The organism is Enterobacter cloacae complex sp. P27C (assembly GCF_014895705.1).
In the GTDB taxonomy this organism is placed as follows: Bacteria; Pseudomonadota; Gammaproteobacteria; order Enterobacterales; family Enterobacteriaceae; genus Enterobacter; species Enterobacter bugandensis.
Genome location: NZ_JADBQB010000004.1, coordinates 218,218 through 242,961, shown reverse-complemented (window position 1 = coordinate 242,961; position 24,744 = coordinate 218,218). Strand labels below are relative to the sequence as shown.

21 protein-coding genes and 1 pseudogene are annotated in these 24,744 nt (G+C 61.2%); 9 read left to right on the top strand and 13 right to left on the bottom strand.

The annotated features are described in order from the left end of the window. Positions 1-1,413 carry an aldehyde dehydrogenase family protein gene (locus IM291_RS09810; RefSeq protein WP_192986767.1) on the bottom strand — a complete coding sequence of 471 codons (1,413 nt, stop codon included), beginning with the start codon at positions 1,411-1,413 and terminating at the stop codon, positions 1-3. A 100-nt stretch (positions 1,414-1,513) separates the two neighbouring features. On the opposite strand from IM291_RS09810, the gene IM291_RS09805 reads away from it, so the two are divergent. Further along, positions 1,514-2,416 (top strand): LysR family transcriptional regulator, encoded by a 903-nt coding sequence (locus IM291_RS09805; protein ID WP_192986765.1) that lies wholly within the window; start codon positions 1,514-1,516, stop codon positions 2,414-2,416. Here the strand turns inward: IM291_RS09805 and IM291_RS09800 are convergent. Beyond that, complete coding sequence (locus IM291_RS09800; RefSeq protein ID WP_014882392.1) at positions 2,403-2,882, bottom strand: carboxymuconolactone decarboxylase family protein; 480 nt, start codon at positions 2,880-2,882, stop codon at positions 2,403-2,405. The two genes, IM291_RS09805 and IM291_RS09800, sit on opposite strands and share 14 nt — an antisense overlap. A 101-nt stretch (positions 2,883-2,983) precedes the next feature. On the opposite strand from IM291_RS09800, the gene IM291_RS09795 reads away from it, so the two are divergent. Further along, entirely contained in the window at positions 2,984-4,372 is a 1,389-nt protein-coding gene (locus IM291_RS09795) for a PLP-dependent aminotransferase family protein (RefSeq protein ID WP_192986763.1), read from the top strand. Between the two features lie 39 nt (positions 4,373-4,411). Here IM291_RS09795 and IM291_RS09790 read toward each other — a convergent pair whose 3' ends face one another. Then, positions 4,412-4,573: a DUF1127 domain-containing protein gene (locus IM291_RS09790; RefSeq protein ID WP_192986761.1), complete on the bottom strand. Its 162-nt coding sequence runs from the start codon at positions 4,571-4,573 to the stop codon at positions 4,412-4,414. A 176-nt stretch (positions 4,574-4,749) separates the two neighbouring features. On the opposite strand from IM291_RS09790, the gene IM291_RS09785 reads away from it, so the two are divergent. Further along, a complete protein-coding gene (locus tag IM291_RS09785; RefSeq protein WP_041911335.1) occupies positions 4,750-6,165 on the top strand; it encodes a PLP-dependent aminotransferase family protein in 1,416 nt (471 codons plus the stop codon). A 77-nt stretch (positions 6,166-6,242) separates the two neighbouring features. On the opposite strand, the gene foxA is transcribed toward IM291_RS09785, so the two are convergent. The 3 genes from foxA to IM291_RS09770 all read right to left on the bottom strand — a co-directional run bounded on the left by foxA (position 6,243) and on the right by IM291_RS09770 (position 9,798). Continuing rightward, positions 6,243-8,351 carry a ferrioxamine B receptor FoxA gene (gene foxA / locus IM291_RS09780; RefSeq protein WP_192986864.1) on the bottom strand — a complete coding sequence of 703 codons (2,109 nt, stop codon included), beginning with the start codon at positions 8,349-8,351 and terminating at the stop codon, positions 6,243-6,245. 121 nt (positions 8,352-8,472) lie between these two features. Then, positions 8,473-9,426: an AraC family transcriptional regulator gene (locus IM291_RS09775; protein WP_032644966.1), complete on the bottom strand. Its 954-nt coding sequence runs from the start codon at positions 9,424-9,426 to the stop codon at positions 8,473-8,475. 138 nt (positions 9,427-9,564) lie between these two features. Beyond that, a complete protein-coding gene (locus tag IM291_RS09770) occupies positions 9,565-9,798 on the bottom strand; it encodes a DUF2171 domain-containing protein (RefSeq protein WP_028015371.1) in 234 nt (77 codons plus the stop codon). A gap of 221 nt (positions 9,799-10,019) precedes the next feature. Between IM291_RS09770 and IM291_RS09765 the strand changes: the two genes are divergently transcribed. After that, positions 10,020-10,208, top strand: a complete 189-nt coding sequence (locus tag IM291_RS09765) for a hypothetical protein (protein ID WP_028015370.1) — start codon at positions 10,020-10,022, stop codon at positions 10,206-10,208. Positions 10,209-10,246: 38 nt separating this feature from the next. On the opposite strand, the gene IM291_RS09760 is transcribed toward IM291_RS09765, so the two are convergent. Further along, positions 10,247-11,368 carry a cupin domain-containing protein gene (locus IM291_RS09760; RefSeq protein WP_192986759.1) on the bottom strand — a complete coding sequence of 374 codons (1,122 nt, stop codon included), beginning with the start codon at positions 11,366-11,368 and terminating at the stop codon, positions 10,247-10,249. Positions 11,369-11,503: 135 nt separating this feature from the next. Continuing rightward, positions 11,504-12,109, bottom strand: a pseudogene (locus tag IM291_RS09755) (ATP-dependent Clp protease proteolytic subunit); the annotation flags it as partial. Between the two features lie 85 nt (positions 12,110-12,194). Here IM291_RS09755 and IM291_RS09750 point away from each other — a divergent pair. Together IM291_RS09750 and IM291_RS09745 are read left to right on the top strand one after the other, a co-directional pair. After that, positions 12,195-12,581: a VOC family protein gene (locus IM291_RS09750; RefSeq protein WP_028015367.1), complete on the top strand. Its 387-nt coding sequence runs from the start codon at positions 12,195-12,197 to the stop codon at positions 12,579-12,581. Between the two features lie 179 nt (positions 12,582-12,760). Continuing rightward, positions 12,761-13,378 carry a response regulator transcription factor gene (locus tag IM291_RS09745; protein ID WP_045259555.1) on the top strand — a complete coding sequence of 206 codons (618 nt, stop codon included), beginning with the start codon at positions 12,761-12,763 and terminating at the stop codon, positions 13,376-13,378. A 3-nt stretch (positions 13,379-13,381) separates the two neighbouring features. Here the strand turns inward: IM291_RS09745 and IM291_RS09740 are convergent, their stop codons facing one another. The 5 genes from IM291_RS09740 to IM291_RS09720 all read right to left on the bottom strand — a co-directional run bounded on the left by IM291_RS09740 (position 13,382) and on the right by IM291_RS09720 (position 20,604). Continuing rightward, entirely contained in the window at positions 13,382-18,964 is a 5,583-nt protein-coding gene (locus IM291_RS09740) for an ATP-binding sensor histidine kinase (RefSeq protein WP_192986757.1), read from the bottom strand. A 9-nt stretch (positions 18,965-18,973) separates the two neighbouring features. Next, the gene (locus IM291_RS09735; protein WP_028015364.1) at positions 18,974-19,354 is read right to left on the bottom strand and encodes a response regulator transcription factor; all 381 of its coding nucleotides are present in this window, start codon (positions 19,352-19,354) and stop codon (positions 18,974-18,976) included. A gap of 23 nt (positions 19,355-19,377) precedes the next feature. Continuing rightward, on the bottom strand, positions 19,378-19,638 hold the full coding sequence (locus IM291_RS09730; protein ID WP_028015363.1) for a XapX domain-containing protein: 261 nt from the start codon (positions 19,636-19,638) through the stop codon (positions 19,378-19,380). Beyond that, a complete protein-coding gene (locus tag IM291_RS09725; RefSeq protein ID WP_028015362.1) occupies positions 19,635-19,856 on the bottom strand; it encodes a DUF1427 family protein in 222 nt (73 codons plus the stop codon). The genes IM291_RS09730 and IM291_RS09725 overlap by 4 nt, the downstream gene beginning before the upstream one ends. Before the next feature lie 61 nt (positions 19,857-19,917). Next, positions 19,918-20,604: a hydrolase gene (locus tag IM291_RS09720; RefSeq protein WP_023331928.1), complete on the bottom strand. Its 687-nt coding sequence runs from the start codon at positions 20,602-20,604 to the stop codon at positions 19,918-19,920. A gap of 219 nt (positions 20,605-20,823) precedes the next feature. On the opposite strand from IM291_RS09720, the gene IM291_RS09715 reads away from it, so the two are divergent. The 3 genes from IM291_RS09715 to IM291_RS09705 are packed head-to-tail and all read left to right on the top strand — an operon-like array spanning position 20,824 to position 24,718. Next, positions 20,824-22,695 (top strand): amidohydrolase, encoded by a 1,872-nt coding sequence (locus IM291_RS09715; RefSeq protein WP_192986755.1) that lies wholly within the window; start codon positions 20,824-20,826, stop codon positions 22,693-22,695. Then, complete coding sequence (locus tag IM291_RS09710) at positions 22,695-23,102, top strand: DoxX family protein (protein WP_028015359.1); 408 nt, start codon at positions 22,695-22,697, stop codon at positions 23,100-23,102. The genes IM291_RS09715 and IM291_RS09710 overlap by 1 nt, the downstream gene beginning before the upstream one ends. Further along, positions 23,099-24,718: an MFS transporter gene (locus IM291_RS09705; protein WP_192986753.1), complete on the top strand. Its 1,620-nt coding sequence runs from the start codon at positions 23,099-23,101 to the stop codon at positions 24,716-24,718. The genes IM291_RS09710 and IM291_RS09705 overlap by 4 nt, the downstream gene beginning before the upstream one ends. The last annotated feature ends 26 nt before the right edge of the window (positions 24,719-24,744 follow it).

The following is a 24,744-nucleotide window of genomic DNA, read 5'->3' as shown; positions in this document are numbered from 1 at the left end:
TTAGCCCAGAACCGACCTCGGCTCCATAAACGCGCGGATCCCCCACTCGCCCATCTCGCGCCCCACGCCGGAGTGCTTAAACCCGCCAAACGGCGCTTTCGGTTCATGGGCCAAAGTGTTCACCAGCACGCGACCGGAAACAATCTGCTGCGCCACGCGGCGCGCGCGGTCCGCACCGCCCAGCACCACCGCGCTCAGGCCGTAGTCCGTGTCGTTGGCAATGGCAATCGCCTCCGCCTCGTCACGATAGGGAATTACGCACAGAACCGGACCAAAAATCTCGTCGCGGGCAATCGTCATTTGGTTGTTCACGTCGGCAAACAGCGTCGGGCGCACAAACCAGCCGTCCTGCGTGCCTTCCGGCCGCCCCTCGCCGCCCGCCAGCAGGCGCGCCCCCTCTTCGACACCTTTGCGGATATAGCCCTGCACCCGCTGCCACTGCTTTGCGCTGACCATCGGGCCGACGTCCGTTGATTTATCGCGCGGGTCGCCGGAGTTCACCGCCGCCACGGCCTGCGCCAGAGCGGTTTCGATCTCCGCCTTACGCGAGTAAGGCACCAGAATGCGCGTACCGGCCACGCACGCCTGCCCGCTGTTCATAAACCCGGCCTGAATGACAAGCGGGATCGCCTGCGCCAGATCCACGTCATCCAGCAGGATCGTCGGCGATTTCCCGCCTAACTCCAGCGTCACGCGCTTAAAGCTTTCCGCCGCGTTGCGCAGGATCGCCTTGCCGGTATGCGTCGAACCGGTAAACGAGATTTTTGCCACGTCCGGATGGCGGCTGATTGTGTCACCGACCGTCTCACCCCGCCCGGTGACGATGTTAAACACGCCCGGCGGCAGAGCCGCATCGCGCAGCGCTTCGGTGACAATCTGCGTTTGCAGGGCGCTCATTTCGCTCGGCTTGATCACCGCCGTACAGCCCGCGGCCAGCGCGGCCGCCAGCTTGCCGCAGATAAATCCTGCGTCGCTGTTCCACGGCGTAATCAGCCCGGCCACGCCAAGCGGCGTCATCTGCACCGTGGCTGCGCCCGCGAGGGTGACGAATTCAAACGCCTCCAGCGCCTCAATCGCCTGAGCAATCACCTCCGCCGGATAGCTGGCCATCCACGCCGAGCGCGAGGCGGGCGCGCCGTACTCTTCGATGACCGCTTCCAGCAGATCGTCGTGACGAGCGGCCACGGCGGCGTGCATACGTTTAAGCGCGGCAATGCGCTCCTGCTTTGTCGTCTGCGACCACGCGGGGAATGCCGCTTTTGCCGCCGCAACGGCGCGCGCTGCGTCAACCTCATCCGCCAGGCGTACCTGCCCGATGACCTGCGCCGTCGCCGGGTTGTATAAATCAAACCGTTCGGTGCCGTGCGGGGTAACAAATTCGCCGTTAATAAAGATCTGTTCGATAGTGTGCATATAAACCTCCCCAGGCTGTGTGGGCACAGTCTGGCACGGCTTCTCCGTTGCGATAATCCACGCTATGCTGCAAGGGTTGTTTCGATTTTCAGGATAATCTATGCATCGTTCAGGTCTGACAGAGCTGGAAGTGGTTATGGCGGTGGTGCGGCGCGGCAGCTTTCGCGGCGCGGCGCAGGAGCTCGGCATGTCCGCCACGGCGGTCAGTAACGCCATCGCCGGGCTGGAGAGCCGCCTGGATACTCGCCTCTTTAACCGCACTACCCGCAGCGTGGCGCTCACCGACGCCGGACAGCGCTACGTGGCGCGCATTGGCCCGGCGCTGCAGGAGATCCGCCTCGCCAGCGAGGAGATCCACAGCGACACCGGGGAACCCGCCGGCACGCTGCGTCTGAACGTGCCGAACCATATCGGCACCCTGTTTCTGGACCAGCTGCTGATCGACTTTATGATCCGCTACCCGAAGATGCGCGTGGAAACCGTCAGCGAAGCGCGCATGATCGACATCGTTGCGGAAGGCTATGACGCGGGGATCCGCCTTGAGGAGTCCGTGCCGCAGGACATGATCGCCGTGCCGCTGACCGGGGAGATCCGCCAGCTGGTGACCGCCACGCCGGACTATTTTGCCCGTCACGGTACTCCGCAGACGCCGGACGATCTGCTTTCGCATCAGGGGATCGGCATGCGCATGGCCCACGGTGGGATCTACCGCTGGGAGCTGGCGCGTCGGGGGGAAACGTACGCCCTTGCCGTACCGCCGCGCTTTGCGACATCCGATCTTTTCGCCTCGATCCGCGCCGTAAAGGCGGGATTAGGGGTAGGATTTTTGCCGGAATTGTATATCCGGGAAGAGCTTGAGAATGGAGAGCTGGTGAGCGTTTTAAACGACTGGGCGCAGCCCTTTGCCGGGCTGCGCCTGTATTACCCCGGCCATCGCCACGTTCCGCCGGGACTGCGGGCGCTGGTGGCGATGATCCGCGAGCGCGGGATTACTCCAGGTTAGCCTTATTCAGCCCGTAAGCCGCGTCCAGCGAGCCGGGCGCCATGCGGGAGGTGATCCCCAGACGGTTCCAGGCGTTGATCGCCACGATGGCGAAGTTCAGCTCTGAAATCTCCACGTCCGAGAAGTGCTCCGCCACGCTGCGGTACAGCGCGTCGCTCACCCCGTGAACGCCAATCTGGGTCAGCGCTTCGGTGAAGGCCAGCGCGGCTTTCTCGCGGGCGCTGAACAGCGGGGACTCGCGCCAGGCCGCCAGATGGTACAGGCGCAGCTCGCGTTCCCCGGCGATTTTGGCCTCTTTAGAGTGCATATCCAGACAGAACGTACAGCCGTTCAGCTGCGACACGCGAATGTCGATCAGGTGCTTCAGCGCCGGGTCGATGGAGGTTTTTGCCACCTCCATGCTCAGGGCAGACAGCGCGTTGGCGAGGGCAGGTGTAACTTTATGGTGGTTAACGCGAGTGCTCATTGTCTTTCCTCTTTTTGTGCGGCATGTGCCGTGCGATGAGGCAAATCTACGCCGTTCATGACATAGTAAAAAGATACAAAAAGCGTGAAATGAGGTAGGACATGAAGCCGGGCTATCACGACATTTATTCCCGCTATCGCGACAACATCACGCGCGGCGTGCTGAAGCCGGGCGATAAGGTGCCTGCCATCCGCGTGCTGGCGGAAGAGCTGAAGGTGGCGCGCAAAACCGTCGAAACGGCGTACGCCATTCTGACGGGTGAAGGGTATCTGGTGAGCCAGGGCGCGCGCGGCACGCGGGTCAACCCGGATTTACTGCTGCCGGATAACAATGCCCCTGCGGAACAGCCTACCGGCACGCTTCCGGCCTCGCTTATCAGTCAGCGCGAGCGGGCCGGATTTCTGCGCCCTGGCATCCCCGCCCTCGACAGCTTCCCTTATAAAAAATGGCTGCTGCTGGCGGGCCAGGCGACGCGCGCCATGCGTCAGGAGGAGATGCTCAACCCGCCCGTCCTGGGCTGGTATCCGCTGCGCCAGGCCATCGCCAGCTATCTCAATATCTCACGCGGCTTGTCCTGCACCGCCGAACAGGTGCTGATCACCAGCGGCTACAGCGGCAGCCTGCGGCTGATCCTCGACACCCTCGCCAGCCGCAGCGACAAGGTGGTGTTTGAAGATCCGGGCTACTTTATGGGCCAGCAGCTGCTGAAGCGGATCGTGCCGCGCCTGCACACGGTGCCGGTCGATCGCTGCGGCATTGATACGGACTACCTGCTTCGTCACCATCGTGATGCGCGTTTTGCCATCGTCACCCCCTCGCACCAGAGCCCGCTGGCGGTGACGCTCTCCCTGCCGCGCAAGCAGCAATTGCTCGACTGGGCCAGCCAGAACGAGGCGTGGATTATCGAAGACGATTACGACGGGGAGTTTCACTACACCCGCAAGGTGCTGCCGTCGCTGAAAAGCCTCGACCAGCACGACCGGGTGATCTTTATGGGCACCTTCAGTAAAACCATCATGCCGTCGCTGCGCATGGGCTACGTGGTGATGCCCGCCAGCACCGTCGGAGCCTTTACCGACTGCGCGGATATCACCACCAGCGGCCAGCCGGTGCTGACGCAGAAGATCCTCACCGCGTTTCTCAACGAAGGGCATTTTTTCCGCCATCTCAAGAAGATGCGCGCGCTGTATCAGACCCGCCGCGACTGGATGATTGCCGCCCTGCGCGAGGTGTATGGCGATCTGTTTTTCACCGAGCAAAACGACGGCGGGATGCATATCGTGGCGTTTCTCACCAAAGGGAGCTGCGACCGGGAAGTGGCCCGCTGCTGGCAGGAACAGCAGCTGCAGGTCAATGCGCTCTCGGAGTGGTATCGCGGGTCGGGCAAACGCTACGGGCTGGTGATGGGCTATAACAACGTACGGACGTATCAGGAGGCGGTGGAGCTGCTGGAAAGGCCGAAACGGCAGACGCTCGCGCTGTTGAGCTGAAAAACGCCGGGTGGCGGCTGCGCCTTACCCGGCCACGGTCTAAATATCATTGCGGGATAACCCAACGTCCTTCAGCTGCGCGTCGCTCATCTGGCTCAGGATGCGGCGGGTGCGGTTGATGCGGTACCAGTTACGCAGCGTTTTTACGATCCAGACAAACACAATAAACGGACGTTTTGAACGATTCTCGTAGAATTCCATAATGCTCTCCTCACTGTGCCAGTGGGGTTATCATCCTGCAAATCGACCTGCGCAATACAGATGCAAAAACAACTTTTATTTAACATACAGATCCGCTAAAACGGTATCTGCATGCCGTTTTTTGCGGCAATCTGTACTGGTTTAATAATCTGTATGGTGAAAATAAAGGATACAGCATGACACGCTATCAACACCTCGCCAACCTTCTGGCAGAACGCATTGAACAAGGGCTGTATCGCAGCGGCGAGCGTCTGCCGTCGGTGCGCGCCCTGAGCCAGGAGCATGGCGTGAGCATCAGCACCATACAGCAGGCCTACCAGATCCTCGAAAACCTTCAGCTGATCACCCCCCAGCCGCGCTCCGGCTATTTTGTCTCGAAACGCAAAGCCCAGCCGCCCGTCCCGGCGATGACGCGCCCGGTGCAGCGCCCGGTGGACGTCACCCAGTGGGATGAGGTGATGATGCTGCTGGACGCCCGCGCCGACAAAGAGATGATCTCCTTTGGCGGCGGCTCGCCGGACATTAACCAGCCGAGCCTGAAGCCCCTGTGGCGCGAGATGAGCCGCCTTGCGCAGCATAACCCAAGCGAGATGCTGAGCTATGACGTGCTCGACGGCCGCCTTGAGCTGCGCGAGCAGATCGCCCGCCTGATGCTGGACGGCGGCTCTACCGTCTCGGCAAGCGACATTGTGATCACCAACGGCTGCCACGGCGCGCTGTCGATCGCCCTGCTCTCGGTGTGCAAACCGGGGGACATCGTGGCGGTGGAGTCGCCATCTTTTCACGGCACCATGCAGATGCTGCGCGGGTTTGACATCAAGGCGATTGAAATTCCCACCGACTCTGAAACCGGGATCAGCATTGAGGCGTTAGAGCTGGCAATGGAGCAGTGGCCGATCAAGGCGGTGATCCTGGTGCCCAACTGCAATAACCCGCTCGGGTTTATCATGCCGGAAGCGCGGAAAAAACAGGTTTTAGCCCTCGCCCAGCGGCACGATATCGTGATTGTGGAGGATGATATCTACGGTGAGCTAGCGGCGGAGTACCCGCGCCCGCGCACCATTCACTCGATGGACATCGATGGCCGCGTGATCCTCTGCAGCTCGTTTACCAAAACCGTGGCGCCGGGCCTGCGCGTCGGCTGGATTGTGCCGGGGCGCTATTACGACCGGGTGATGCACATGAAATACGCCGCGGGCGGGTTTAACGTGCCGGGCACCCAGATGGCGGTGGCGGCGTTTATTCGCGACGGCCATTACCATCGCCACGTGCGCCGTATGCGCCAGATTTATCAGCAGAATATGGAAACCTACACCTGCTGGGTGCGGCAGTATTTTCCGGCGGAGATTTGCGTCACGCGCCCGCAGGGGAGCTTCCTGCTGTGGGTTGAGCTGCCAGAGAAGGTGGATATGGTGTGCGTCAGCAAGCAGCTGTGCCGCCTAAAGATCCAGGCGGCGGCCGGGTCGCTGTTTTCCGCCTCCGGGAAGTACCGCAACTGCCTGCGGATCAACGTGGCGCTGCCGCCGACGGATAAGCATCGCGAGGCGTTGAAGAAGATGGGCGAGGCGATTGTGATTGCGATGGAGGAGTAGTACGTTTTTAGCGCCGGTGGCGCTACGGAATAAAGTGGCCGGGTAAGGCGAAGCCGCCACCCGGCAAAATCAACGACTCAGAACTTCCACGAAACGCTGCCCACAATGCTGCGTTCTGCGCCGAAGTAGCAGTAAGAGAGCGAGTTACACGCCGCGACGTAGCTTTTGTCCGTCAGGTTATTGACGTTCAGCTGTGCGCTCACGCCCGTGAGCCCCACTTTTGACAGGTCATATCCCACGACCATGTCCACCAGCGTGTACGACGGAAGCGTATGGGTGTTCTGGCGATCGCTGACGATCCCGTTGACATAGCGCACCCCGGAGCCGACGGTCAGGCCGTCCAGCGGGCCGGTTTTGACGTCGTAGCTCAGCCAGGCGCTGGCCATGTTACGCGGGGCATAGACGGCGCGCTTGCCCTCCTCTTCCGGGCTGCTCTTCTTATAGCGAATATCCGTGTAGGTGTACGCCGCCTGCATGCGCAGGCTGTCGGTCAGCTGACCAATCGCCTCCAGCTCAACGCCTTCGGATTCGATTTCACCGATGGAACGGTACGGATCGGTCGGCTCCTCTTTGGTGGCAATGTTCTTCTGGTTGATGCGGAACACCGAGGCGCTGAACTGGCTGTTCATCCCTTCTGGCTCATACTTCACGCCCGCTTCCCACTGCTTGCCCTTCATCGGATCCAGGATATTGCCCTGCTCGTCGGCAAAGCTGGTCGGCGTAAAGGCGGTGGAGTAGCTGACGTACGGCGCAACGCCGTTATCAAACAGATACAGCAGCGCCGCGCGGCTGCTGAAGTTGTTTTTATCCAGATCGCTGCGGGTGTGGTTGAAGTTGTCGACGTTCGACACGCTCACCTGGTCGTAACGCCCGCCAAGCGTCAGGCGCCAGCGGTCAACGGACATCTGATCCTGTAGGTAGTAACCGGTCTGGCGAAGCTTATGCTTTTCCCTGCTGTACTGGGTGATGTAGTCCGGCTTCGCACCGTAAACCGGGTGGAAGGCGTCAATCGGCGGGAAGCCGCCATAGTAGCCGGTCACGTTGTTGGTGCGGTCCTGGTAGTCCATGCCGATCAGCACGCGGTGGTTCACCGCCCCGGTGTCGAAGCTGCCGTCGACCTGGTTATCCAGGGTGATGGCGTTCATCTTCTCGTCAGAGCCGGAATAGCCGCGGTTCAGCTCGGTGTCATTCAGCCAGCCTGCGGCATACACCTGGTTCAGCTCCACTTTGGTGTGCAGGTAGCGCAGCTTCTGGCGCACGGACCAGCCGCTGTCAAACAGGTGCTCAAGGTTATAGCCGACCATGTTTTCCCGACGATCGTACTTGTCGTAATCGTCTTCACCTTCAAAGAACGTGTTGGAGATTTTCTTCCCGCTGTGCGGCACAACCGTGCCCTCATACGGCAGGCCGGAGTGGCTGCCGCCTTCCGGATCGCGGTGCAGGTAGGCCATCAGATCCAGACGGGTGTTATCGGTGATACGCCAGGTCAGACTCGGCATCAGCGCGTAACGCTCTTCCTTCAGCGGATCGAACTGGGAATCGGCATAGCGGGTCATCCCGCTGAGGCGCACCGCCACGCGGTCATTATCATCAACCGGGCCGGTGACGTCGAACATCGCCCCACGCTGGCTACTGTTCCCGGCGAAGAGCTTGATCTCACCGCCCGGATCGAACGACGGCTTACGGGAGGTAAGCGCCACAATCCCGCCCGGCGATGAACGGCCATAGAGCACGGAGGCCGGACCGCGCACGACTTCGATACTGTCCAGGAACCACGGATCAACCACCAGCGAGCTGTGGGAGTTGGTGTCGCCCATCATCTTCAGGCCGTCCAGGTAAACGTTGTCCAGGCTGCCGTCAGAGAAGCCGCGCAGCACCATGTAGTCAAAGCGGTTAGACGCCCCAATCTGGTTGCTGTAGACCCCCGGCGTGTAGCTCACGGCCTGACGCACGCTGGTTGCGCCCTGCTCTTCGAACTGCTCGCGCGTGACGATAGAGACCGACTGCGGAGTTTCAATATCCGGCGTTTCAAGCTTGGTGGCCGCAGACTGCATCTGCGAGGTCACCACCACGGTGTCAGTTTTTTGCGCATCCTGCGCCAGTAAAGGAAAAGCGACGCTACCGGTAACCCATCCCACCAGCAGTGCCAGACGCGATTTAGCAAACATAACCCTCTCCAGAGATATTTCTTATTGTTAATAAGAATTATTACCTTTTTGAGAGTGCAAACGGCTATGCGCGCCGCCAGGTTACGTATGCGCGATGCTAAACCGCACGGGATGCGTTCGCGCGATGGGCGAAATTACGTTAGCGGAGTTTGCGCACGTCGCCCGGAGAAATCCCGTAATGACGACGAAACGCGGTGGCGAAGTTGGTGGCATGCTGATACCCGCACATCCAGGCCGCCTGCTGCACGCTGTGGCCTTCCAGAAGATAGCGGCGCGCCAGCGCAAGGCGACAGTCGCGAAGATAATCGAAGAGGGTGCAGCCGTAGCGCTGACGGAACTTGCTGCGCAGGCTGCTTGGGCTCATTGCAGCCAGGGCTGCCAGCTGCGCGAGAGTATGATCCCGTTCAGGAGACTGTTCCAGCATGCTCCGTACGCGTTCCAGGCGCGCATGCTCAGGGCGGCTCGGGCAGGGCTGCTGGCGCTGGTTCAGGCCGTGGCCGAGCAGCTGGTACATCAGCCCCTCCAGCAATAGCTTACGCGCGAGCATGCTTCCCCTCTGCTGCTGCGCATGCTGAATGCCTGACATAACAAACTCGGGAACGTGCCAGACAAACGTGGGTGTATTCAGGTTTTGCCATTCCAGCAGCAGCGACTCAAGCAGGGCTTCACGCCCGGCTTCATGCGGGTACACGCCAAACGAGAGCGTTTTCAGCGCGCTGTCGGCGTCGTGACGCGCACTCATCACCTGTTCCTCACTCAGACGGGCGCTGAACGCCATGCCGGGACGAACGTGATAGTCGATGCCATTGAGCGCGATCGTAACGCACCCTTCCAGAACTACCAGCATATAGAGCGGGCTGCTGTGGCGGGATGTGGTTTCGTAGGGTTGTAATACATGCACGTCGGAGTGGGTCAGCGAAATGCCGGACGAGAGCGTCATCTCTTCCACATTCCCCTGCAACACCGGGCTGCCGCTGACCTGCTCCCCTTTTAACAGCGGGAAACGGTAGTCGATGCCGTAGCGCTCGCCGAATACCTGAAAATCCTCAACAAAAAATATGCGTTTCGCTGATCTATTTTCACTCTGGAGCATAATTCGGGGCCTGCATCGGGAAAAGGACAGGCAAAACAGTACCATCCCTTTGCCATGTCAGCAATCACCGGGCGCAGACACTATTACGCTCCGGACAAAGCCGGAGCGAAGATATATATTTCTTTACGAGAAATATATTTATGCTTCCTGCCACTCAGCAAAAACCTCTTTATGGTTTTTGGTCAGGATAACTTTATTATCTTCGACCTTATCGACCCAGCCGAGAGGAATAAAGTGGTGCTTGCCGCCTGATTCAGGGTCACTCTTAGCAAGCTTGATACGCTCGCCGTCTAAATGGTCCACAACCCCGACGTGCGTTCCGCAGCTGGCGACAACCTGAGTGTGATCCTTAATTGCGCTTTTATCTACCATAATCATTCTCCTGTTTCGGTTATTTGCCTGTTGCACGAAAAATAACTGTAGCGCATAAATTCAGGTTTAAAAGGCTTATTAGCATTTTGAAACATCATTGACAGAATGGAATATGATGTCTATTTAACGCCGAAGTGAAAAAAATAAGAATGAGATGAATTATTTCCGACTGATTATTTCCCGATCATAATTAAATTATCGCAACCAACGAGGAGGTATTTATGACGATTCGCAACAATAATCGGGCAGAAATTTCGCTGGCTCTTGGTGAAGCGGTCCTGGACATCGTGCAAAAAGGCCATGAGTTATCGCGAGAGAATCTCGCCCAGGCGATGAAAATCAAAGCGGAGAAAGAGCGCGACGACGAGCGGCTTTTGAACTACTGGAAGGCGTGTAATATGCTGGTTTGAACGTAGCGGCGTTTAGGCTGACTAAACGCCGCCTCCTGTTACTCGTCGAAGTACCAGTACCCCTGGTTAATCAGCCCGGTGAGTTCGTCAACAAACGCCGGGTTTTTCAGCGCATCGCCCAGCTCGGCCTGGCCGAGTTCGGTGTAGCGGCACAGCGCATCCGCGCCCTTCGCGTCTACCGTCTCCAGCTGTTCGCTGTTGATGAAGACGCTGCCGTTAACGTTCAGCACGCGCAGGCCGCTCAGGCGCGACAGCGTTTCGCCGCCCTGCAGCGCGTCCAGCACCTCGTCTGCCGAATACGGCGGCTCGGCGGCGGCGATATCCAGCTCGTGGCGCGGCGTGGAGACGAAGCTGCCAAACCATTTCGTGAAATCGTCCGGCTTGCTAATCATGTCGATCATCATCTGACGGATACGATCGAGCTCGTACTGCTCCACGCGGCCCGGGTGTTCGCGGCAGGTCAGATCCGGATCGCTATAGTGCTCGCCGCCCAGATCGTTTTCCAGCGCGTAATCGGCGAAGCTGCTGATCAGATCGCGGCCGTTCGGCCCGCGGAAGCCGACGGAGTAGTTGAGCGCGGTTTCATGGGTGAAGCCGTCGTGCGGGAATCCAGGCGGAATGTAGAGGATATCGCCCGGCTCAAGATCTTCGTCGATGATTGGCTCAAACGGATCCACGTGCAGCAGCACCGGGTGCGGGCAGAACTGACGCATCGGCAGCTTGTCGCCCACGCGCCAGCGGCGGCTGCCCATCCCCTGAATGATAAACACGTCGTACTGATCGATATGCGGACCCACGCCGCCGCCCGGCACGGAGAAGGAGATCATCAGATCGTCCAGACGCCAGTCCGGCAGGACGCGGAACGGACGCACCAGCTCCGCGGCGGGCATATGCCAGTGGTTCACCGCCTGCGCCAGCAGTGACCAGCCGGTTTCGCCCAGACCGTCAAAGTGCTCAAACGGACCATTGCTGGCCTGCCATTTGCCGTTAGCGTGGCTCACCAGACGGCTATCGACTTCCGGCTCCATCGCCAGGCCTGCCAGCTCGTCCGGGGTAATCGGGTCGACAAAATTCGGGAAGGCATTTTTCAGCACTACGGGTTGTTTTTGCCAGTATTTCTCAAGAAATTCCGGCCAGTTCAGGTTCAATTGATACGCCATGGGTAGCACCAGTGAGAGGGGAAACAGGCGCGATTATAGGCAAGAAGGCAGAGGGGGAACTTGTCATGGGTCAAACGAGCGCGCGTAGGTCGGGTAAGGCGAAGCCGCTACCCGACATGTACACGGCGGTAAAACTTAATCCAGGTTCAGCTCGTCGTAATGGGTAATCAGTTTGCCCACGATGCCGTAGTCCAGCGCTTCTGCCGGAGACATCCAGTAGTTGCGGTCGGTGTCTTTTTTCACTTTTTCCAGCGGCTGGCCGGTGGCATCAGCGATCAGCTTGTTGACGCGATCCAGCATGCGGATGATCTCGCGCGCTTCGATCTCAATATCCGTCGCCTGACCGCGCACGCCGCCCAGCGGCTGGTGGATCATAAAGCGGGTATTCGGCAGCGAGTAGCGGTGCTCTTTTTTCGCTGCCAGGAAGATGGTGATCCCGGCGCTTGCCACCCAGCCGGTGCCGATAACGTGCACTTCCGGGCGGATGAACTTGATGAAGTCGTGAATAGTGTCACCCGCTTCCACGTGGCCGCCCTGGCTGTTGATGTACAGCTTGATCGGATCGTTGCTGACGCTTTGTAGCAGGATCATCTGGGTAATGACCTTCTGCGCCAGCTCCTGGTTGATCTCGCCGGAGATGACAATCGAACGGGACTCCAGCAGTTTTTGCTGCAGAGCGCCCGCGCCGCTTGACCCTTCCGCTTTGTCCTTGTCGCTTTCTTTCAGTGTGTAGTGCATTGTTGTTTCCTCAGCTTGTCGCGCTCAAAACCAGAGTGTAGCCTGTTTTATCGGTGAAAGTCCTCACAGACAAATAACGAGGGATCTTATGAATATTGCACATGTCGCACTCTGGACCCGCAGCCTTGAAGCCCAGGTTCAGTTCTGGGAAACGGTGTTTAATGGCCGCAGTAACGAACGCTACGTCAGCAAAAACCGTCCGGGGTTTGAATCCCATTTTATTACCCTGGATGACGGGCCGACCCTCGAGCTGATGACGCTGCCGGACCTGCCCGACGCCCCGTCGCACCCGGAGTTTATCGGCTGGGCGCATATCGCCATTAACGTCGGCAGCAAGGCAAAAGTGGACAGCATGGCCGAGCGGGCGCTGGCAAACGGCACGCTGCTCAGCGCCCCGCGCATGACCGGGGACGGCTTCTATGAAGCGGTAATCGCGGACCCGGACGGCAACCGCATCGAGCTTGTCGGTGCATAAAAACAGCGTTTCATTCCTTCACCGCCCCCGCCCCGGCTCGCTATACTTCATATGGTTATCATATTGTTAAATGATAATGATATTTAATGTGTTAAGATGAAAGTCAGCATAAACAGTCTCTTACGCCACCGTTGGGACTGTTTGCATCCTCGACATTTAAATCAGCACCGGGGCGGTGAATGGAACACATTGTGTATGTGGTTGATGACGATGACGCGGTCAGGCAGTCCGTAATCGGGCTGCTGGAATCGGCAGACTTAAACGCCATCGGCTTTTCATCAGCAGAAACGTTTCTTCAACACCGGTTTGAGGATCTGCCGTCGTGCGTGATCCTCGACATGCAGATGCCCGCCATCTCTGGCTTCGAGGTGGCGGACGCGCTCAAAGACAGCGGGCGCGAGATCCCGATTATTTTTCTCACCGGCCACGGCACTATCCCGATGTCGGTGCGCGCCATCAAAGGCGGCGCGTACGAATTTCTCACCAAGCCCGTTGAATCCGCCGCGCTGATCGACGCCATTGAGTCCGCGCTGCAGCTGGCGGAAAACAACGCCGTGCGCAATAAAGAGCACTACGCCCTGAAGCAGCGCCATCTGTCCCTCACGCCGCGCGAGCACGAGGTGCTTGAGCTTGCCATCACCGGCAAGCTCAACAAGCAGATTGCCGCCGAGCTGGGCGTCAGCGAGATCACGGTGAAGGTGCACCGCCGCCGGGTGATGGAGAAAATGCAGGTGCGCTCCGTGGCCGAGCTGGTCAGGGCCGTTGAGCGCCTGACCAAAAGCCAGCCCGCGGAGTAACGTTTACCCTTCCTGCGCGGCCAGCGGCAGCGCGAAGGTAAACACCGTGCCGTGCGGCTCCCGGCGGCGCGCGCTCAGCTTTCCGCAGTGGCGCTCGATGATGCTGGCGCTGATGGTCAGCCCCATCCCCATCCCCTGCGGCTTGGTGGAGTAGAACGAGTCAAAAATCTGCTCCAGCCGTTCGGGCTCAATGCCGCTCCCGGTATCGGCGATCTCAACGATCACTTTCCCGTCCGCGTTGGCGGTGCTGAGGATGATGGTGCTGGCGCGATCCCTCACCTCGGCCATCGCTTCTACCGCATTCATCACCAGATTCAACAGCACCTGCTGGATCTGCACGCTGTCCCCGGTGATAAAGCTGTCGCTGGCGTTCAACAGATAATCAACGCTAATGTGTCTCTGCTCCAGCTCGCTGCGCGAAAGCGTGATGATATGGTGGATCAGGTAGTGCATATCGATGCGCGAGAAGGTGGGATCCTGCTTGCGCGTCAGGGACTGGATGCTGCGAATGATCTCCCCCGCACGCGCGCCTTCCGCGGCGATCTCCTCCAGCCCTTCGCGCACTTTATCCAGGCGGGCTGGCTCGCGGCTGAGCCAGCGCAGGCTCGCCCCGGCATTCGAGACGATGGACATCAGTGGCTGGTTGATCTCGTGGGCGATGGAGGAGGTCAGCTGCCCGACGGTGGTGGCGCGGGAAACGCGCGCCAGATCCGCCTGCGCCACCCGCATGGCATCTTCCGCGGCGCGCTGGCTGGTGATATCCGTAATGATGCCGTAGTACTCGTTCACCTCGCTGCCCACCCCCACCGGATCGCCAATTCCGAGGATGTAGCGCGTTGAGCCGTCGGTGCGCTTTATACGAAACTCCGCACGCATGGAGAGCCCGTCGCGCACGCTCTGGGTGACGATGGCGCTGATGCGGGCGTAATCGTCCTCGTGGACGAAGGTTAAAAACTCCGCCATGGAGATCATCTTTTGCTGGTCGGGCAGGCCGAGAATGCGGGCGTACTCTTCCGAGACAAACATCAGATCCTGCTCCAGCTCCCAGCGCCAGCTGCCGGTGTGGCTGATCTGCTCGCCCAGCATCAGCGAGGTCTGGCTGGCGCGCAGCTCTTTTTCCACCCGGCGGCGCTGAATGTTCTCCGCCAGCAGCTCGGCGTAGAGCCGCGCCGTCTCCAGGGATACCGCTGCCTGCGCGCCCAGCAGGCTGACCACGCGCGAGTGCTCGGCGGTGAAGACCTCCGGCATCAGGCGGTTTTCCAGGTAGAGCACGCCCACCAGCCGCGCCTGTTTGAACATCGGGACGCACATCACCGCCGCCCCCGAGGTCACCAGATAAGGGTCCTGGCTGAAGGGATGAAACTCCTCCGGCTTGCCGGTGCGGATCTCCTGCCCGGTGCGGATCACCGCAGCCAGCACCGACAGCGGCATGTCGGTCGCCATCGGCACGTCTTTCAGGATCCGCACCCGCACGCCGTCGGTGCTGGTCCAGGCGCTGGCCTCGATCTCCGGGATCAGGTTATCGCTCACGCGAAGCAGCAGGCCGCGCTGCGCCCCGGCGCGTTCGAGCAGGATGGTCATCAGGTTTTCAATCAGGCGCTCAAGATTGATCTCTTCCGACAGCGCGCGGGAAGCCTTGATCACGCTCTGCAGATCGCGGATCGTCTCGTTCTGGGCAAACGCCACCGTGTCGTAGGCGCTGGCCTGCCCGGAGGCCAGCAGGTGCGGGAAATCCTGCTCCAGCTGGCGCACCTTGGCCTGCGCGCCCGCGCGGCCCCAGGCGGCAATCGAGCCGCGGAAGTGCGCGTCTGATGCGGTTGGGTAGCCGCAGGCCAGCGCAAAGCGGCCCGCCAGCTCGTGGGCCAGGGCGTTAATCGGGTTAAAGCCACCCTCGCGGGAGAGCCGGACCGCCTTCTCATACTGCTCAAGCGCAATGCTGTTCATCCCGTCCAGACGGACAATTTCGGCGTAGATCAGCGCCTCTTTATCCGCGAACGTGCCGGGATTAATGCGCGCCCAGAGGGCGATTTTGTCGTAGTGTGCGTGAATGCTGCGGCGGTGATTCGCCGAAAACGTCTCCGGCGTCAGCTGACGTGAGAGCGCCAGCGCGCTGTAGAGATGGTAATCCAGCAGATGGATGTGCCCCGGCGCAGACCACGCGTACCAGCCCGCCATCTCAAGATCCGCCTGCGCGTCGGTATACTCGCCGCAGGTAAAGTGCGCCATGCCACGGTAGAGCCAGTACCAGAACAGCATGGTGGAGGTCTGCTCCGGGGCCTGCTCCGGCGACGCGGGAAGCAGCGCCTCGGGCAGCGCCTGCGACGCGGTCCAGGTGCCGATCGTCGGCGTGCGCAAAAACTCCACGAAGGTGCGCTGGAGCATCAATATGGTCTCTACGTCCTGGAAGTGGGTTTTACGTACAAACGCCAGGCCGCGATCGATGCTGGTCAATACCCCGTCCAGGTGATCGCCCCGTGAGAGGAAGTTAATGACCTGATGGCAGGCCGCAAAGCAGGCCACCGTCATATCGCCGTGGGTAACGGCGGCGGTGAAGCAGGCTTTTGCGCACTCGATGGTGAATGACAGCGGCTGGGTCCAGACGCTGAGCTGGTCGAGGGGCAGCAGGGTTTTGGCTTCGAACGCGTCGTAGCCGTGGCGGTTCACCAGCTCGCGGGCCAGGGTGCCGTACTGGAACCCGAGGCGGTACTCGGCGTAGCGCTGGCCAATCAGCACGCCAAACCAGGCCATCGCCGTGGTGGAGGCGCCAGTGATGCCGTGGTCGAGGGTGAGGTGCATCATGCGGCAGAGCAGCAAAAAATGCAGGCGCGGGCAGATGAAACTGGCGCAAATGCTGGCGCTGTAGAGCAGGTTCATCACCGCTTCGGTTTCCGGGTTATCCATTCGCGACAGCTGGGCAAAAAGGTTTTGCGGCGCGTCGGCCGTGCGGTTGCAGAAGCGTTCCCAGGCCTCGTCGCAGTCGGCGTCTTCCGGGTGGCGGCCAATCTGAATACCAAAAATCCCCAGCCAGCAGAGCGCCGCCTCCAGCGCCAGACGGCTGTCCGACTGGCGAATGTACACTTCCACCAGCAGGTTGGCCGCCAGCGCCTTTTCGGTCAGCCCGCCGGGGCAGCCGAGGATGGCGTCACACAGCTCGCGGGTGCGCTCCAGGTGCCCCAGAGCAAACTCGCAGCCCGCCTCTTCGATATCAAGCATAAAGTCTGACACCGTTCCGGCGTTGCCCAGCGCTCTGGCGGTCTGGATATAGCTGAGCGCCGATGGATAATCCCCCGAACGCTTTGCCCGTCGTGCGGCCAGCAGGCTCAGCTCGCGGAACATCTGGCGCTGCGGCGCGGGCTGGATGCAGTCCAGCGCAGCCGTGACGTGGTGAACGGCGCGAAACAGCAGTTCGTTCCCCGCGGCCTGACGCGCGGCATCGGCCAGCAGGCTGGCGGTGGTCAGGTGAAGATGGCTTTTCTCATGCTGATCCAGCATCGCAAAGGCCGCCTCCTGCACCCGGTCGTGGGTGAAGGCGTACTCTTTTTCCGTCAGCACAATGAGCTGGGCCATCACCGCCGGATGCAGCGCATAGCGCATTTCCGCCATCGACATGCTGACCACCCGGCAGATCATCTCCATCTCGCCCGTGCCGCCGAGGCAGGCGAGGCTGCCCAGCAGGCGGCGCGTCTCGTCGGGCAGCTCTTCGAGCTGCTCCAGCACCAGGGTAACGACGTTTTCGGTGTAGTGCCGGGCGCGGATCGCCTGCAGATCGTAGTGCCACTTATCCTGATATTTGTTGTGCACCACCAGCCCGTCATCCACGATGCGGCGGAAAAACTCGTGCACAAAGAGCGGGTTGCCCCCGGTTTTCTCGTGGATCAGCGTGGCGAGGTCGGTCGTCGCCGCGCTGCGGGCACGAAATATCGTCGCCAGCCAGCGCGCCACCGCCTTCACGGACAGCGCCTGCGGGACAATTTCAGTCGCGTTTTGCGCCGCCTCCGGCAGGCTCGCCAGCTGCTGTTGCAGCGTCGGTTCAGACAACGAACCGATATCGCGGTGGGCGACCACCAGCAGCAGCGGGATAGCGCCGCAGGTCACCAGCAGATGTTTCAGCGTATGCAGGCTGGCCGCGTCACTCCACTGGAGATCGTCGAGCACCAGCACCAGCGGGCAGCCCTGAGAAGCAAAGGTTTTTACCAGCGCCAGCACCATATGGCTGAAGCGCGCCCGGGCATCAATGGAAAAGGTATCCGCCGAGTAGCGCGGCTTGCTCTCAAGGAGCAGCCCCAGCTCGGGCACCAGGCTGACGGCCAGCGCTTCGTACCCCTCCAGGGCGCGCGACAGGCGGATTTTCCACTTCGCTACATCTTCCGCGGGCAGCCCCAGCAGGTGCAGCGTCAGGGTGCGGAACGCGGAGCTTAATACGCCGTAGGGCAAAGACGGCGAGAACTGATCGACTTTCCCCACCGCCAGCAAAACCTGACGCTGCTGCAGCGTTTTGAGCGCCGTCGCGATGATGGACGATTTGCCAATCCCCGACGGCCCGCCGATCGTCACCAGCTCCGGCACCAGATTCTGGCCCACCCGCTCAAACGCGGCAATGACGTCATTCGCCTGCGGATGCGTCGCGAACAGGGAGTCCGCCAGATGGATCGCGGGAGTGCGGTCCTGCTGGCCGGGCGTAAAGGCGACGATCTCGCCCTCGCAGGTCAGCGTCGCCTGGCAGCGGCGGAGGTCGGCAATCAGCCCGTCGACCGTCTGGTAGCGGTTATCGGGGTGCTTCTCCAGCAGCTTGAGGATGATGGTCGACAGCATTCCCGGCACGTCCGGGCGAATCACGTCCGGGGCCAGCGGCTCCGAGGCAATATGGTAGTGAGCCCAGTTGGTTTGATCGTCCTCCCCCAACTCAAACGGCAGGCGTCCGGTCAGGAGTTCATACAGCACCATGCCGAGGCTGTAGAGATCGCTGCGGCCGTCAACGGGACGCCGGGTGCGAGTGGTGTGCTCCGGTGACATATACGCGGGCGTACCGCCTGAAACGGCAAGCCGGGTCTGGGAGAAGGCACCGGAGAGGCTACAGGAGAGGCCAAAGCTGCCAAGACGGCAGGTGGCATCGTGATGAACAAAAATCGCGCCGGGCTTGATATCGCCGTGGATCAGGTTTTGCAGGTGCATCTGGCGCAGGGGAACGCAGATCTGGATCGCCATCTCAATAAAGCGCGAGATCCCCGAGATCGCCCTGCCCGCGCGTCGCGCCAGCAGCTCAAACGCAAACGGCGCATACACCAGCGCGAATCGTCCCCGGTACTGGGTGGAGGCAACGGCGCGGATGGCCCAGCTGTCCTGCAGCACGTCACGCAGCGCAAATTCGTTTTTCAGCAGCCGCGTGGCCCGCTCTTCCTCTTCGTCGCTCACCGCGGTGGCAATGATGAACGAACCGCCTGAATGGGGATGGCGCGCGTGCATCCAGGCGATACCGCCCTCCTGCGCCAGCACGGTAAAAATCACATCCTCTTTAAGGACAAAAACCCGCCCCTGGTGAAGATTCCCCTGGGCGGGCCAGAATGCAGGCTGCTCGTGTTCGTTCATCCGCGATCCTTATCGTCGGCGGGCCAGCTCCCGCTGTATATGATCCAGCAGAATATCGATGTTAATGGGTTTACGCAAAAATGCAGCGGCGCCCAGGCTAAGAGCGTACCGCTGCATATTTTCATCAGCATGACCGGAGATAAAGATCACGGGCGGCGGGGGAACGGCCAGCAGCCGCAGCTTGTCAAACAGCTCCAGGCCGCTCATGCCCCGCAGCTTGATATCGGCGATCACCAGCGCCGCGCCGGACAGGGCGAGCGGATGGCTCAGAAACACCTCTGCCGAATCAAACGTATCGGCGGCATACCCTTCCGACTCCAGGAGATTACTCAGCCCGCTGCGGACGGAACGTTCGTCATCAATGATGGCAATGCGCCACGGCAGCGTCATGCTGTCTTTCCTCAAAAAAATCATTAAACGTCGCGATCGTCCTTCGCGGGCGCGGGGGGCGCCGTGCCGCTGATTTTCGGCACGCATTCGTGACGAAACCAGGCGAGGGTAAACGGTTCGCGACTCAGTAAACGCCGTCCCACCGGGATGAGCTGTTCACCCACCAGCATGCCAAACAGGCCAAGCAGGGCGACAACCGGCGGTGCCGGGGAATGAACGTCGAGCAGGGCGTAAATTACCCCAGCAACCACGCCGCACACCAGCGAAATTATCCATGCTCTCATGACGTCGCTCCCGTCTGCGATTTCACCTGCGGAACCGTTACCTGAGGAGGCGGCGCGCCGTCGCGGGATAACAGATGGCGCGTCGCCTGTTCACCCGCCAGCATCCCCAGCAGGCCAATCAGCGCCAGCGCGGGCGGCGCGGGGGAGCGCACCTTCAGCACGGCATACATCAGGCCAATCAACACGCCTGCGGCAAGGGATATCAGCCCAGTACTCATTGTGAACTCCAGAGAAAGAGGCAGCGGCGAGCCGGATGAGGGACCAGCCCGCCAGCGGAACTTAGCGAGCCGGGACCGGCGCTAAGGTGCGGTGCTCGCTCTTCTGGCGAGACGGTGCTTTGTGCACCATGGTGTAGGCGTAATCCACGCCCATGCCGTACGCGCCGGAGTGTTCGCGCACGATATCCATCACCGCGGTATAGGTCTCTTTACGCGCCCAGTCGCGCTGCCACTCCAGCATCACCTGCTGCCAGGTCACCGGGATCACGCCTGCCTGGATCATGCGCTGCATCGCGAAGTCGTGGGCTTCTTTGGAGGTGCCGCCGGACGCGTCCGCCACCATATAAATTTCGTAGTCGCCTTCCAGCATCGCGCACAGGGCAAAGCTGTTGTTGCACACTTCGGTCCACAGGCCGGCAACCACCACCTTCTTCTTGCCGTTAGCCTTCAGCGCGTCGCGCACCTTCTGGTCGTCCCAGGAGTTCATGGAGGTACGCTCCAGAATGTCCTGGCCCGGGAAGACGTCCAACAGCTCCGGATAGGTGTTACCGGAGAAGCTTTCGGTCTCAACGGTGGTGATGATGGTCGGGATGTTGAACACTTTGGCCGCTTTCGCCAGCGCCACGGTGTTGTTTTTCAGCACCTGGCGGTCAATCGACTGCACGCCAAACGCCATCTGTGGCTGGTGATCGATAAAGATGATCTGACAGTTCGCAGGGGTTAACACTTCGAGCTTTGAAGAGGTCATAGCATTTTCCAGTGGTTAAGGGTAGAAATCGCCGCGAGCGCCGCGACGATAAAGTCACCCTCATCCTGCGGTTTTCCGTCGCCGCGCGTAATTATCTCTTCGTATAGTTAACCTTAGGTATAGTTATACTTTGGTATACCTATCCTATTGTATAACTGGATCTTTGCCGAAACCGGTTCCCATAATCCTGACCATTCCCCCTCTCAGTCAGGAGCAGTTATGGTTACCCTCGGTAAAGCCGATCTTATTCTGGTTAACGGCCAGTTTCACACCGTCGATCGCGAAAATCCTGTCGCGGAAGCCGTTGCCGTGCGCGACGGAAAATTTCTGGAAGTGGGTACCGTCGCCGAGGTGATGCAGCACCACTGCGACGGCACTAAGGTGGTGGATTTGAAAGGCCACACCGCGATCCCCGGCCTGAACGACTCGCACCTGCACCTGATCCGCGGCGGGCTGAACTACAACCTCGAGCTGCGCTGGGAAGGCGTGCCGTCCCTGGCCGACGCCCTGCGGATGCTGAAAGAGCAGGCCCTGCGCACGCCGTCGCCCCAGTGGGTGCGCGTGGTGGGCGGCTGGAGCGAGTTCCAGTTTGCCGAGCGCCGCATGCCGACGCTGGATGAGATTAACGACGCCGCGCCGGATACCCCGGTCTTCATTCTGCACCTGTACGACCGCGCCCTGCTCAACCGCGCCGCGCTGAAGGTGGTCGGCTACACCAAAGAGACGCCCAACCCGCCGGGCGGCGAGATCCAGCGCGATGCCAACGGCAACCCGACCGGGATGCTGATTGCCCGTCCGAACGCCATGATCCTCTACGCCACGCTGGCGAAAGGGCCGAAGCTGCCGCTGGAGCAGCAGGTTAACTCCACCCGTCAGTTTATGCGCGAGCTGAACCGCCTGGGGCTGACCAGCGCCATCGACGCGGGCGGCGGCTTCCAGAACTACCCGGAAGATTACGAGGTGATTGCCGAGCTGCACGAGAAAAAGCAGATGACCATCCGCATCGCCTATAATCTGTTTACCCAGCGTCCGGGCCACGAGCTGGAAGACTTTGAAAAATGGACCGACATGCTCACGCCGGGCCAGGGCAGCGACTTCTTCCGCCACAACGGCGCGGGCGAGATGCTGGTCTTCTCCGCCGCCGACTTTGAAGACTTCCTCGAGCCGCGCCCGGACCTCGCGCCGGGCATGGAGGACGAGCTGGAGCGCGTGGTGCGCCATCTGGTGGAGCACCGCTGGCCGTTCCGCCTGCACGCCACCTATAACGAATCCATCAGCCGCATGCTGAACGTGTTCGAGAAGGTGAACCGCGACATTCCGTTCAACGGCCTGCACTGGTTCTTCGACCACGCGGAAACCGTTACCCAGGCCAACATCGACCGCATCAAAGCACTGGGCGGCGGCATTGCCGTCCAGCACCGCATGGCCTTCCAGGGGGAGTACTTTGCCGAGCGCTATGGCATCGAAGCTACCCGCCACACGCCGCCGGTGGCCAAAATGCTTGAGACCGGCGTACCGGTTGGCTTAGGAACGGACGCCACCCGCGTGGCGAGCTACAACCCGTGGACCGCGCTCTACTGGCTGGTCTCCGGCCGCACCGTCGGCGGGATGCAGATGTACGACCACAGCGCCCGTCTGGACCGCGATACCGCCCTGATGCTCTGGACCCAGGGCAGCGCGTGGTTCTCCAGCGAGCAGAACCAGAAGGGGCAGATCAAGGTCGGCCAGCTCGCGGATCTGGCGGTGCTCAGCAAAGACTACTTCCGCGTGCCGGAAGAGGAGATCAAGGGCATCGAGTCCGTACTAACGGTGGTCAACGGCGACATCGTCTACGCCGCAGGCAGCTTTGGCCCGCTCGCGCCACCGGCCATTCCGGTCCTGCCCGAGTGGTCCCCGGTGGTGAAAGTGCCGGGCCACTACCGCAGCGCGCCGCCGCAGGCCGCCCGCGTGGGCATGAGTGTGGCTCACCACTGCAGCGGCCCGTGCGGGGTTCACAGCCACCAGCATGATTTCGCCCGCACGTCAGAGATGCCGGTGTCCGACGATAACGCTTTCTGGGGGGCGCTGGGCTGCAGCTGCTTTGCATTCTGATGAAAAACACTACTATGCCGCCCCGGGTCGACCTGGGGCTGTTCTTCCTGCGCCTCACCGGCAGCCTGCTGCTGCTCTACGTGCACGGCCTGCCGAAGGTGCTGCACTTCAGCGAAGAGCTGACGCGCATTGAAGATCCGTTCGGCTTCGGGCCTTACGCGAGCCTGATCCCGGCGATCGTCGCCGAGGTCATCTGCCCGCTGTTGATCATTGCGGGCGTCTACACCCGCCTGGCGTGCCTGCCGATTATCGCCGTGCTGCTGGTGGCGATGCTGGCGGTACACCCGGACTGGTCGATCGCCGAAGGGCAGTTTGGCTGGCTGCTGCTGATTATCTTCACCACTCTGGCCCTCACCGGGCCGGGCCAGTGGCGGCTGCAGCGTAAGGCAACGGAGAGGTTCGCATGACCCAGGTTAACGACGTTCGCGACGCACACGTTGAGACGACGCCCGCGCGGGCGGTTTCGCCCTGGCAGCCGCTGAGCCAGCCGGTGTTCCGCATGTTGTGGATCGCCACGGTGGTCTCTAACGTCGGCTCATGGATGAGCGACGTCGGCATCAACTGGAGCATGCTGACGCTCAGCGCCGATCCGCTGGATATCGCGCTGGTGCAGGCGGCGAGCAGCCTGCCGATGTTCCTCTTCGCCCTGCCGTCCGGGGTGATGGCGGACATCGTTGACCGGCGTAAATACCTGCTCTTCTCCCAGCTGTGGGTGTTCATCGCCGCCGCCGGGCTGACGGTGCTCTCCTTCACCGGACACGTCACCCCTACCGTTCTGCTAGTGGCGACGTTCCTGCTGAGCGTGGGCGCGGCGATGAGCTCGCCGCCGTTCCAGGCCGTGGTGCCCGATCTGGTGAGCAAGCCGGAGCTGGGTGCCGCCTTGGCGCTGAACTCGCTCGGGGTGAACATCAGCCGGGCGATTGGCCCCGCGCTGGGCGGTTTTCTGCTTTCGCTCGCCGGGCCCTGGATGGTGTTTGCCCTGAACGCGCTGTCCGTGGTGGGCGTGGCGTGGGTGCTGTGGCGCTGGCGTCCGGCGCCGTCCGTGCAGCGCCTGCCGCCGGAACACTTCTTCTCCGCGGTGCGCTCCGGCATTCGCTACGTGCACGCCGCGCCGGTGCTGCGCAACGTGCTGGTGCGCACCGTGGCCTTCTTCGTTTTCGGCAGCGCGGGCTGGGCACTGCTGCCGCTGGTGGCACGCCGCGAGCTGGGCTTAGGCCCGGCAGGCTACGGCGTGATGCTGGCGTGCATTGGCCTGGGCGCCATTGCCGGGGCGATCCTGCTGCCGCGCCTGCGCCAGCGGCTGAACGCCGATCGGCTGATGGTGGCCGCGAGCCTGGTTTTTGCCCTCACCATGCTGGCGCTGGCGTTCGTGCGCCACGTCTGGCTGCTGAACCTGTTTGAGTTCTTCACCGGCTTCGCGTGGATTGCGGTGCTCTCGACGCTGAACCTCGGCGCGCAGCGCAGCGCCGCCCGCTGGGTGAAGGCCCGCGCGCTGGCGGTCTACCTGACGGTGTTCTTCGGCTCGATGACCACGGGCAGCGCCATCTGGGGGCAGATCGCCTCGCAGTTTGGCACCCCAACCTCGCTGGTGATCGCCACGCTGGGGATGGTGCTGGCAAGCGCAACGGTGTTCCGCTGGAAGCTGGAGAAAGATCCTGATTTAAACCTCGACCTGAGCGGCCAGCCGCTGGACGGCGTGGAGATTGAGCTGCCGAACGAGCGCGGCCCGGTGCTGGTCTCGCACGAGTACATCATCGACCCGCAGAACGCGAAAGCCTTCCTGGAGGCGGTACACGAGCTGCGCCGGGTGCGCCGCCGCGCCGGGGCGATGAGCTGGGCGGTGTACGAGGATATTGAGCGCCCCGGTCTGTTTATCGAGACCTTCCTGATGGGCTCGTGGATTGAGCATCTGCGCCAGCAGGAACGCCACACCATGAATGACCTCCTGCTGCAGAGCCGCGTTCTGGCTTTTCATCAGGGCACAACATCACCGGCAATTCGCTATCTGGTCGCGCCGGTATAACCATAACCATCACCTGTACAGGAACA